The organism is Sinorhizobium chiapasense (assembly GCF_036488675.1).
Lineage (GTDB): Bacteria > Pseudomonadota > Alphaproteobacteria > Rhizobiales > Rhizobiaceae > Sinorhizobium > Sinorhizobium chiapasense.
Map to the genome: position 1 here is coordinate 3,913,496 of NZ_CP133148.1, position 11,702 is coordinate 3,925,197.

The 11,702-nt window shown below is 64.2% G+C and carries 5 protein-coding genes; all 5 read right to left on the bottom strand.

The window, feature by feature from the left end; all coding sequences use genetic code 11:
- Positions 1-43: 43 nt before the first annotated feature.
- The 5 genes from addA to RB548_RS18645 are packed head-to-tail and all read right to left on the bottom strand — an operon-like array spanning position 44 to position 11,510.
- A complete protein-coding gene (addA, locus tag RB548_RS18625; RefSeq protein WP_331372695.1) occupies positions 44-3,610 on the bottom strand; it encodes a double-strand break repair helicase AddA in 3,567 nt (1,188 codons plus the stop codon).
- On the bottom strand, positions 3,600-6,776 hold the full coding sequence (gene addB, locus RB548_RS18630) for a double-strand break repair protein AddB (RefSeq protein WP_331372697.1): 3,177 nt from the start codon (positions 6,774-6,776) through the stop codon (positions 3,600-3,602). The genes addA and addB overlap by 11 nt, the downstream gene beginning before the upstream one ends.
- 1 nt (position 6,777) lies before the next feature.
- Positions 6,778-7,509: a nucleotidyltransferase family protein gene (locus RB548_RS18635; RefSeq protein ID WP_331372698.1), complete on the bottom strand. Its 732-nt coding sequence runs from the start codon at positions 7,507-7,509 to the stop codon at positions 6,778-6,780.
- 9 nt (positions 7,510-7,518) lie between these two features.
- Positions 7,519-9,027 (bottom strand): tRNA (adenosine(37)-N6)-threonylcarbamoyltransferase complex ATPase subunit type 1 TsaE, encoded by a 1,509-nt coding sequence (tsaE, locus tag RB548_RS18640; RefSeq protein ID WP_331372699.1) that lies wholly within the window; start codon positions 9,025-9,027, stop codon positions 7,519-7,521.
- Entirely contained in the window at positions 9,027-11,510 is a 2,484-nt protein-coding gene (locus RB548_RS18645) for a PAS domain-containing sensor histidine kinase (RefSeq protein WP_331372700.1), read from the bottom strand. Before RB548_RS18645 ends, tsaE begins: the two co-directional genes overlap by 1 nt.
- Positions 11,511-11,702 lie beyond the last annotated feature (192 nt).

Here is an 11,702-nt window from a genome sequence, read left to right on the forward strand (position 1 = left end):
CCTCATGTGAGGTGTCGCCACCGGATTTGCAATATCGTGTATCTCACTTTGTTGCGAGCTCTTCAAGGCTCCTGTCCAGCATCACGTCAGGCAGCACCTGGATTGCCGGTCCCTCGGTGAAGATCAGCGCGCAACGGAAGCGCAGCCCGGGGTAGAGCGGCTTGAGCAGTTCCCGGTAGATGGCAAGTTGCGTTCTGTAGACCGGCGGCACCTCCGCCAGCGACGTCGGCACCTGGCGATTGGTCTTGAAGTCCGCAATCGTCACCGTGTCACCGGAAACGGCCAGTCGGTCGATGCGACCCGACACCGCGAACTCGCGCCCACCGAGGGTGAGCGTTCCCATGACGGAGACTTCCGCCCGGCTGTGCGCGGCAAAGAGTGTCTGCAGGTCGGGATGGTCCAGCAAATCGATCACGGCGTCGGCAAGCGCCCGACGCTCCGGCTCGGCCCAGCGCGGGACCGAGCGCAGCAGATAGCGGTCGGCCGCCGCCGGGCGTTCCGCAGGATCGATCGACGGGAGAACCTGCAGCAAGCGATGAAGGATCGCGCCGCGCAGCAGCGAGCGATTGGGTGCCGCCTTTTCCGTGAAGAGCGCCGATCCGACGATCGAATCGCTGTCCGGATCATCGATGACTATGCCGGTGCCGGATGGGGTGAGCGGCCGCGGCAGCCGACGCGGCGACGGCAAGGGTGCCGAAAGCGTCGCGGGCAGGCCCGGCGCTCCGCGTTCTCCCTCGGCCCGCACACCCTCTGCCACGGGGGCGTCTATATGGGGATGCGTCTCGCGCCACGCGTGGCCCTCCCACTCTTCGCCGCCCGCGCGGAACACCATGGGCGTCCCGCGTCCCTTGATATCCTGGGCCAGCGTCCCCCGGACCATGGCATGCCAGGTATCGGTATTCTCCCTCTGTCCGCGATAACCGCAAATGACGAGCCGGTCTGCGGCGCGCGTCATGCCGACATAGAGCAGACGCCGGTACTCCTCCTCGGCCAGCGCCTTCAGGCGCGTATTGTCGGCGTCGAGCAGGGAATTCGATCCGGAACCAGGCGCCCGCCAGACAGGTACGGTGACGACGGAACCATCGGCCCGCGGCTTTTCGAAAAGGCGCAGATCGGGAACATGTTGGCTGTTGAAGGCTTTTCCACCGCCGTCGACGTGGAAGACGACCGGCGCCTCCAGGCCCTTTGCCGCGTGCACGGTCATGACGCGGACTTCGTCACGCTCCTTGTCCTGCTCGCGCTTGACCGTCGGCGCTTCGATCTCGAGCGTCGAGATGAACGCCTGCAACCCGGGCAAGCCCGCTCTTTCGTGATCGAGCGCGAAAGTGAGGAATTCGTCGAGAATGTCGCTGACCTCGCTGCCCAGCCGGGCAAGGAAAGCCGCTCTGCCGCCCAGAACACCCAGGATGCGGGCATAGAAATCGTGCGGCAGCATATGGCGGGCGAGATCGGAATACTGCGAGAGCGTGCGCGCGACCGCGTGGTATCGGCTCGTCTCGTCGATGCCGAGGCTCTGCAGGCGTTGCCAGAGGCTCTCGGTTTCCGCCCTTCCCGCCGCAAGCTCGAAAAGATCGTCCTCACCGAGATTGATGAGCGGACTTTTCAGCAGCGCGGCGAGAGAAAGGTCGTCCTCCGGCAAAAGGGCAAAGCGGCCGAGCGCCATCAGATCCTGAATCGCAATGTGGCTGGTCAGCACCAGGCGGTCGGCGCCCGCGACCGGGATGTTGTTTCTGCGCTTCAGCGCCCGCGTCAACGCATTGACGAAGGCGTCGCGCTTGCGAACGAGGACGATCACGTCACCCGGGCGCATCGGTCGGCGAACGCCCTTCTCGATGACGGTTTCCTTGCCGATCCATTCATCGAGAACCGCGGCGATGCGTCGGGCGAGAATGTTTGCCGGCGCGCGCTCGGGCGTCGCGTCGAACGCGGCCGTCCATTCCTCTTCGGCGAGCGTCGGTTCGGGCGCGATCACGTCCCATATGTCGACCGCGCCGGGGTGGCCGATCCGGTTCGAGGCATGGACGATCGCCTCGTCCCGCGCGCTAAGCCCCTTGGCATTCGCCTTGTTGGCAAAGACCGTGTCGACCGCCGACAGGACGTCGATGGTCGAGCGGAAGGAAAGCTGCAGGCGGATCGGGCTGAAGTATTTTCCGCCAGCGCGCACGCGCCGCTCCGTCACAATGCTTTCGCGGGAGAAACGCTCCGGCCGTGCGCCCTGGAACGAATAGATCGATTGCTTCTCGTCGCCGACGGCGAAGATCGTCCGCTCGTCCACCCTCGCCGTCTCGCCGGCGAAGAAATCGGCGGCAAGCGACTGGATGATCGTCCATTGCGCCGGGCTCGTGTCCTGCGCCTCGTCGACGAGGATGTGGTCGATGCCCTGATCGAGCTTGTAGTGAACCCAGGCGCCGACGTCGCCGCGGGCGAGAAGCGCTGCCGTGCGGTTGATCAGATCGTCGAAGTCGAGCTGGCTGCGCGCCTTCTTGATTTCCTCGTAATCGCGGTTGAGCCTCGCGGCGAGGGTAAGAGCGGCCCGTGTCGCCTCGTACATCCTGACGATGCTGAGACGGTCGACGCAGGCGGCGACATGATCGCGCGCTTGCTCGACCAAGGGGGCGAGATCAGGCGCCTCGCGCCGCATCGCGGCGTTCAGAAACGTGGAGTCGGCCCTCGGCTTGCCGCCGCCGTTGAAGAAGAGCCCGAGCAGTCGACGATAGCGTTCCTCGGGATCGGCGAGTATTGCGACCGCCTTCAATCCTTCCGCAAACTCGACGGGCTTGGCGCCGCCCTTGCGTGCCGCGAGCTCGAGATATTGCTGAAGCGCCGCCCCGTTCAGGCCAGCCAGCGGCCAGACCTTCGCCAGCACACCTTCGGCGGTCTCGCCCGGCGCAATGGCAAGCGACGCACGCAGATGCGCTTCCAATCCGCCGCGCTTTGAGGCGCGATCGAGAAAGGCTTGAATGGGCGTGCGATTGGCGACGATCGTCGCTAGCAGCCGTTCAAGACCGGTATCGTCGGCGAGATCGAGAACCGTGGCAAAGGCGCCGGCTAGCTCTGCGTCGTTTGCCGCGGTAGCCGCCAGCAACGCGCGCCGGGCATCCGTGAGCAGGACCGCGGCGGCGCTGTCGTCGAGCACGGAAAAATGCCCGGCGACATTGGCTTCGAGCGGAAACTGATGCAGGAGCGCTTCGCAGAACGCGTGGATCGTCTGGATCTTCAGGCCGCCGGGTGTCTCAAGGGCGGCGGCGAACAACCGCCGCGCCTCTTGGATTTTCACGGCCGATGGCCGGGCGCCTTCGATCGCTTCGATACGCCTCTCAAGAGCGGGGTCGTCAAGCGTCGCCCATTCGGCCAGGCGCTCGAAGATCCGGTTCGACATTTCCGAAGCGGCGGCCTTCGTGTAAGTGAGGCAGAGAATTGCAGAGGGGCGGCAGCCAGCGAGCAGCAGGCGGATGACGCGCTGGGTCAGGACATGCGTCTTACCCGATCCGGCATTGGCGGAAACCCAGGCCGAGCGCGCCGGATCGGAGGCAAGCGATTGCCGCTCCGTCGTCCAGTCGAGCCAAGCCCGGGGCGTCGTTTCTCGAGGCCCGAAAGTATCATCCCTCATCGGCATCGTCCTCGCCTTCGGCGGTCGCCCATTCGGCAACACGCGCCAGATGATCGTATTCGCCTCCGTAGTCGCGCTCCTTCTGCACGATCAGGCGCGAAACGAAGCCGTGGCGGCCGGTCATCAGTGCCGCGAGCAGTTTCCGCAATTCGGTGAGCGATTCTTCCGCCAGTTGGTCGGCGGATTTCGTTTCCTTTTGCCTGCCACCCTCGTTGTTGACGGGATCGACGCTGAAGCGGTTGCCGGGTTTCAGGCGGACGTAGAGAAGCGCATTCGGTTCGGCGCGTCCCGTCGCGCCGAAGGCTCCGGCCTTGAGGGCGGCGGCCTCGAGCGAAAGCTGCGGGTCGAGCAAACTGCGCGCCTCCTTGGGCGAGGGACTGGAGCCGGTTTTGTAGTCGATGATGTCGATGGTGCCGTCCGGACGCTGATCGAGGCGATCGGCAACGCCGGTCAGCCGGATATCCGCAAGGCCGATATCCATGGATGCGGAAACCTCGGTGAAAGATTTCAGAATACTCTTCCGGCGGTCGCGCTCCCAGGCGAGGAATGCCTTCCCGACGGCGGCAAAACGCGGGCGCCAGATCGTGTCGATATGCGGCGGGAGCCCTTCCTCGTCGAAGGCTTCGTTGAGCAGTCTCGTCATCACCGCTTCCGCTTCGGATGATGCCGGATCGAAGCCGCCCCTGACGAAGCGATCGACGATTCGATGGTAGAGCGTTCCACGCTCGGCGGCCCCCGGATCACGATTGAACGGATCGATCGGCTGCAAGCGCAGAATCCGCCGTGCATAGACGGCGTAAGGATCGCGACGGAGGCGAGTCACTTCGCTGAAGGAATACTTGCGCGGCTGCAGCTCGGCGGGGGGCTTCGGCTCCGGCCGCGTCGCAAGCGGCTGGCTTTCGCCTTCATCGAGAATGCGCGCCCAGTGCAAATAGTCCGCACCGTTGGACTTGATGAGTTGCGTCAGTCCATCGCCGCCGAGCGCCTGCAGGCGCTGCAGCCACCTCGAAGCGACGGTCGGTGCCGAACCCTGGCGCATGGAGCGCGAAAGGATCAGACGGCGCGTGCCGCAGGCCATCTGAAAATCGTGGGCGAGCTGGCCGATACGCCGTTCCGGCGGTTCGAGGCCGATTCCGGATTTCATCGTCCGCGACAGGAAAGGGTCGTTTGACGTCTGTCCCGGCCAAGTGCCTTCGTTCATGCCGCCGAGCACCACGAGGTCCATGCTTTGCAGGCGCGATTCCAACGCACCAAAGATGAAGACGCGGGGATGCCGCATCGATCGGGGCTTGACCGCCTCGCTTGCCGCAAGCGCTTCGACGATGTCGCACCATTGCGGTCCGTCGGCGTTCATCTGACCTTCCGTCTCGATGATGCCTTTGAGAAGCGTTGCCAGTGTTTCGCCGGCTTCCGTCGACCAAAGGTCGCCAAGGCGGCCGCGTTCGTCCACGCAAACGGCTTCCAACGCGCGACCCGTTCGCTCCGCCCAGTCGGCAAGCGTGAGAACCTTGGACTGAGGCTGGCCGTCGATGCGAAGCACGGAAGCGCTTGCCAAGGGTTCGGCGGCCAACGCAATGCGCTCGGCGAGTTTGCGGGCGGCCGCTATATCCTCCTCGTTGAGGCGACTCTGCCACGGGGGAGGATGGCGATCATGCTTTCGCTTTTCGAGCGCCTGCTCGATCAGCGGGCCAAGTGCCGAAATCCCGGCGCTGCCGGTACCACCGCGCAGCGCCAGCAGTTCCAGCGCATCGGCGGCGCGGCGGACACCCTCGGTTGTCTCGCCAAAGCGGGCGAGCGGGTGCTTGAGGAGAGCGACGAGGGGCACCGGATCGCCCGGCCGCAACGCCGCTTCCAGCAACAAACGGACGACGGCGCCGGCGGCCGTGGCGGCGAGCGGTGTGCCGGCGGAATCGTCGGCCTCGATGCCAAAACGGGCGAGTTCCGCCCCGACGCGGCGCGCAAGCCCCCGATCCGGGGTGATCAACGCCGCCTGGCTTTCGTCGTCGTCGGCGAGCGCGAGCCTGAGTGTGATGGCGATGGCCGTTGCCTCTTCCCGCTCATTTGCCGTCTCGATCAGTGCGACGTCCGAGAAGGCCGAGAGAAGCCTTGCCTGATCGAAGTCTTCACGCGCGCGGGTCCAGCTGTCGGTCGCCCTTGCCGGAAGCAGGGCGCGCGAAAAAACCATGCTGCGATAGTCGAGGGAGCCATCGGCCGGCTCGAGAGTGAGAACATCGCGTCGCCCGATGCCCATGCGTTTCAGCAGCCGGTAGAAGCCGTATTGCGGGTGGCTGCGGCTTGCCGGATCTTTTGTGACGCCGCTCGAAGCATCGCCGACGATCAGCTCCCATTCCGTATCGCTCATCGTCTGATCGAGGCCCGGCAGAACGATGGTGCCGTTCGGCAGCCTGCTCACGGCTGCGATCAGCGCGGCCGTCACCGGGATCGAGCCGGTCGAGCCAGCGATGATGATCGGCCCGCCCACCTTGCCGGCGGCGATGCGCTGTGTTTCTGCCTTGAGAATGGCATTGCGGTGGCGCGAGGGCGAGGATTGCTTGAGTTCGTCCAGCCGCTCCGGCCAGTAGGTGCGGGCGATCTTCAGGAAGGCAAGCGTCAACTGCCACCAGAGCGCATGTTCGCCGGCGTCGAGCTCATCGAGGGCTTCCCAGTCGAGTTCCTCGGTTTCGACGGCGTCGATCAGGTCGGCGAGATTGCGCGCGAGCCAAATGGCATCGGCGGGGCTCGCCGGCGCGATCAGCGGACTTTCGCCATGGATATCGAGCACCGCCTGCGGCAGCTGGTTGCGCCAGGCGAGAATGAGGCGGCCGAGTTCGATCAGGCGTGCCGTGCCGGAAAGCGGCGGGGCGAGATCGAGAATTGCCGGCATCTCGGCGTCGAAAAAACCGCTGTCGTCGTCCGTCTCGCCGAGTGCGCGGATCATCGGCAGGATGGCCGAGCGACCGCCGAGCAGATCGACGAATTCCGAGCGAAGCACACGCGCCGAGCGTCGTGTGGGAACGAAGATCGTCACGCCGGCAAGCATCAGGGGATCCGCGGGATCGTACTTGAAACCCGGGACGAGCCCGCCGTCGCAGAGCTTTCGGGCCAAAGTCCTCAGGAACGGCAGGCCGGCGGGGATCGAAAAGACGTTCGAGGCGTGGCCGGGCATCCTATCCTCCCGGCTGGAAACGGCGCACGGCCGCCTCGGCTTCAGCGATCGCTTCCGGTGTTCCGACCGTCATCCAGTGGCCGTCGAGCATCAACCCGAAGAGGCGCCCCCTGGCGATCGCGTGGTCGAAATAGATGTTGAGGTTGAAGGCATCGCTCGGCGCATCGGCGAAGAGGCGCGACTCCATGGCGATCGCGCCGGCATAGACTACTGGATTTTCCATGCCTTCCTCGTAACGCGCGAGCCTGCCGTCCTGAGCGAGCGAAAAATCTTTCTTGCCGTTGTGTCCGGTCGTGTCTTCGAGCCGCACGCAGAGGAGCGCCATGTCCATCCTCTGCGGATCGAAGAACTCGGTAAGCCTTTGAAGGTTGCTCGGCTCACCGGCGTTTTCGCCGACCCAGAAGAGATCGGCATTCATGACGATCAGCGGCCCGTCGTCCAGCAGTTTCAGTCCCTTGGCGAGCCCGCCCCCCGAATTCATCAGGGCGTCCCGCTCGTCCGAAATCAGGATATCCGGCGTCTCTCGGCGACGGAGATGCTCTTCCATCTGGTCGGCGAAGTGGTGGACGTTCACCGCCGCCTTGGTCACGCCGGCGGCCGCCAGGATGTCCAGCACGTAGTCGATCATCGGCTTGCCGGCGATCTTGACCAGGGGTTTCGGCAGTGTATCGGTGATTGGCCGAAGGCGGGTGCCCAGTCCGGCCGCAAGCACCATAGCATTGGTGATGGGCATGATTTCCTGTCAGTTGGCTGATTCGCTAGCCAAGATTCCAGCCTTAATGCACCAATCGCGCAAGGGCGTCAGCACCTCATGGCCGAGCGCACGGCTCAGATAGGCGAAGGTGCGTGGCATATGCTTCATGTAACCGGGCTTGCCGTCACGCTGCATCAGCCGCACCCAGATGCCGGCGAGCTTGCAGTTGCGTTGCGCCGACATCAGGTGCCAGTCGCGAAGGAAGGTTGCCTCGTCGAATGGGCCGGAGGCTTTGCGCTCGGAGAGATAGGCGTCAATCAGCCGGTCGGCTAGGTCCTGGTCGATGGTCACGCGCGCATCCTGCGTAAGCGAGGCGACGTCATAGGCGGTCGGACCGATCATTGCGTCCTGGAAGTCGATGATGCCGACGCGGCCGAGCCCTTCACGGTCCGGCCGCCAAAGAATGTTCGGCGAGTGAAAATCGCGCAGCAGCAGGTTCTTCTCGGCCGATGCAAGAACATCGATCAGTTGATCCCATATGGCGAAGTACTCTTTACGCTCGCTGTCGGACGCCGCTTCGCCGCGCTTCCATGGCAGGTACCAGTCGATCAGCAGGCTCGCCTCGATCTTGATCGCCGTGCGGTCGAAATCGGGGATGCGATGGATGAGGCCATCGCCAATGGCGATCTCGCGCGTCAGCGGTTCACCGTGAAGACGGGCGAGCAACCGCACGCTTTCGAGGTAGCGCTCCACAACCGGTCTTCCGTCGGCGTCGAGAATACCCTCGGAGCCCAGGTCCTCGATCAGCAGGATGCCCTTGTCGAGGTCGCGGGCGTAGATTGCCGGCGCGGCAAAGCCGTGTCCGCGCAGCAGCTTGGAAATCCCGACGAAGGGAACGACATCCTCGGCAAGGTGCGCAAGTTGCTGATAGTATTTTCCGTCCTGGAGAATGGGGCCGGGCTTATGCCTAGGCGCATCCATCAGAACCTTCGCCGGCTCACCGTCCGTGTCGATCCGCTCATAGGCCCTGATCGAAGCGTCGCCGCTCAGGTGCCGGCGCCGGGCCGTCGCATAGCCGTTTTGCGAGAGGAAACTGCGGATCGCGAGCGAGCGGGAAATACGCTCGAACGAAGCGTCGGGCGCGGAAATGGCAAGCTGGCGCCCGTCGTCATGATGGGCGAAGACGAGCGTGATCCGGTCGGAAGGAAGCGCTTCGTCCCCTTTTTCCGGCCATTCGACAAGACAGATCCCTTCGGAAAGGGCCTCGTCGAAGCCGAGTTCGTCGAGTTCCCAAGCGTCGGCGAGACGATAGAGGTCAAAATGGGCGACGGGGATGCGCAGGTCGTAGTTCTGGACGAGCGTGAAGGTGGGGCTCGGCACTTCGAGCGCCTCGTCGTCGGCGACCGCGCGGATCAGGGCGCGCGCGAAGGTCGATTTTCCCGCGCCGAGATCGCCCGACAAGGCGACGCAATCGCCGGCCTTCAGCGCCAGCGCCAGGTCTTCGCCAAGCTCGATGGTGGCTGCCTCGTCCTTCAGGAACCGTTGCAGATGCTTCATTATTCGGCCGCGATGATCTTCGGCATTTCGGACGACGGAATGCGGCAGGTGACCTCGGTGCCTTCGCCCTCCTTGCTGTGGATCGAAACGGTGCCGTGATGCAGGCTGACGAAACTCTCGACGATCGACAGTCCGAGACCGGCGCCGCCGTGCTGACCGTAGCTTTCGAAGCGGTTGAAGACGGTGTTCAAGACGTCCTGCGGAATGCCGGGGCCGGAATCGCTGACCGAGAAGACGAAATCGGTGCCTTCGCGCCGGCACTTGAGATCGATCGTGCTGCCATCGGGCGCGAAGTTGGCGGCGTTGGTGAGAAGCTTGATGAAGATCTGCTTCAGCCGCTGCTGGTCTGCGATCATGCGGCCGAGGTTGTCGGGCGCATCCACCTGCAAGGTGACGCCGCTTTCGACAAGCCTGTCGGCCATTTGATGGGCAACGTCATCGAGAAAATCGACGAGGTTCACCTCGGACATGTCGAGCTCGACGATGCCGGCGTCGACGGTCGCCAGGTCGAGGATGTCGTTGACGATCGTCAAGAGCAGCGACGATGACGTCGCGATGTGGTCGACATATTCCGCCTGGCGCTCGTTGAGCTCGCCGAATGCGGGCGTCTTCAGGAGATCGGCGAAGCCGATGATGTTCGTGAGCGGCGAGCGCAATTCGTAGGAGACGTGATGAACGAAATCGTTCTTCAGCGCGTCGGCCTTGCGCAGCGCCTCGTTCTTCTCGGTCAGAGCGCGCTCGACCCTGACGCTGTCGGTAATGTTGACAAAAGTCAGCATCGTCTGGGCGTTCGGCAGCGGGATCACGGCATAATCGAGGATCAGGCCGGTCCGCAATTCCAGAATGCCGCGGCTCGATGGCCGCTCGTCGTCGAAGCTGGTGATGATATGGGCAAATCGCTTCCAGCCATCCGGCTGGTCGTAGGAGGGCAGGCAGGCCTGTTCGACCGCGCGAATGTGCGTGCCGGGTTTGGCCTCCGCCTCGCTGATGCCCCAGATCGCCCGGAACGCCGGGTTGGACAGCCGGATGCGGCCATCGGGCCCGAACACCGCGACCCCTTCGGCGAGATGGTCGATCGTTTCGCCCTGGACCTGGAGCAGGGTATTGTAGCGGGTTTCAAGATCGACCTTTTCGGTCAGGTTCTCGAACACCCAGGTTGCGCCGCCCTGCGGCCGCGCCGTGGCGAAGACCCGCAGCGTCTGGCCGTTCGGCAGGTGCCAGAGGTCGGATTGCGTGTCGAGCGCCTGATAGACGGACAACGCATTGGCCTTCCATTGCTTCCAGTTGAGTTGCTCGGGGAGCTTGCCGCTGGCCCGCAACCGGTCGAGCACCTCGCCATTGTCGGGCTTGCGCTCGAGGAAGCCCATGTCCAGATTCCAGACCCGCTGGAACGCCTGATTGTAGAATTGCAGGCGTTGATTGCCGTCGAAGATCGCCACCGGCGTCGCCAGATGGTCGAGCGTTTCGGCATGGCTCTTCAAGGTCCGCGCAAGCTCTTCACGCACGGCTTCGATGCCGGATACGTCGATGGCGATGCCGGCCGAGCCGGCCGGGCTGCGGGCGTCGACGACATCGAAGAAGGTGCGATTGCCTTTTACGACAGTCGAAACCTTGTCGCTGAAGGGCGTTTCAAGGGTTGATACGGAGCGGATTTTTTCGCGCGCCGCGGTCGAGAGCAATTCACGCCCTTCGGCGACGGCGAGGTTCGCGCTCAGCGCGTCGACCGCCTCCGCAAAGGCCTCGTTGACCCATTCGAGCTTGCCGTCGGCGGTGCGCTGCCAGACAGGCAGGTCGATCGCATCGAGCAGCGTGCGGAATGTCGACAGAGATGCGTGCAGACGATCGCGTTCCAGTTTCAATTCGGCAAGTTCGGCCCGGAGATTGTTGAGTGCGATGAAGCGCACGAAAGCCCGTCCGCCGGAAACGCGGCCCTGAGCCTCCAGAACCTCGTTGCGCTGCGTTTCGAGCACGAGGTCGAAGCTTTGCGCCTGCGCGCGCAATGTCTCGATCGCCTTTTCAAGCTGGCTGGCGGACGGCGCCTTCAGCCAGCGCCCGAAGGCGAGAAAGGCGCGGTCGTCCTGCGGAGCGCCGGTCTCGACGGGAAGCTGTCCGAGGAACTCGGGACGCTCAGCCAGACCATCCCAGATCACGATGCGCCGGTTCTTGTCGGCGATGAGGGCCTGGAAACGGGAAATCCGCTGGCTTGCATCGGAAAGACCGGATCTCAGTTCGCGGTTCTCGGCTTCGATATTGCCGCGCTGGCGGATGAGCCAGATGGCGGAAATCATGGCGGCGGAAATGACGCCGATCAGGACGGAAAAAGTGACGACTTCGGAGGAGCCGAAAATGGCCTTGGCCACCGGCGTCGATGCCTGAGCTGCTGCGTCGGTTGCCGAGAAGAACACGGTGCCGGCGAGCAGTCGCCGCACCGATGCCGGCGCGTTGAGGCATCGGCCAAAAAGCGTGGATCGTTCTGTTTCCATGGCGCCGCTGTCCCCGTTTGTCCGGAAGTTGCCGCCGACCTTACGCCGCCATGCACCGAATCCCCCGGAAGGGGTTCGCGTCAGTTGCGATTGCATCCCCGGTCTGTCTCCGTCTGTTTGCCGCATGTCCGACAAGACATCCCCGTCCGCGACACTCGAAGGTCCGCACTACAGCGCCGCGCGTCTTACCAG

Excerpts from the sequence above, each read along its gene's own strand:
- RB548_RS18635 (WP_331372698.1), bottom strand. The coding sequence starts at position 7,509 with ATGCCCATCACCAATGCTATGGTGCTTGCGGCCGGACTGGGCACCCGC.
- addB (WP_331372697.1), bottom strand. The coding sequence starts at position 6,776 with ATGCCCGGCCACGCCTCGAACGTCTTTTCGATCCCCGCCGGCCTGCCG.
- RB548_RS18645 (WP_331372700.1), bottom strand. The coding sequence starts at position 11,510 with ATGGAAACAGAACGATCCACGCTTTTTGGCCGATGCCTCAACGCGCCG.
- tsaE (WP_331372699.1), bottom strand. The coding sequence starts at position 9,027 with ATGAAGCATCTGCAACGGTTCCTGAAGGACGAGGCAGCCACCATCGAG.
- addA (WP_331372695.1), bottom strand. The coding sequence starts at position 3,610 with ATGAGGGATGATACTTTCGGGCCTCGAGAAACGACGCCCCGGGCTTGG.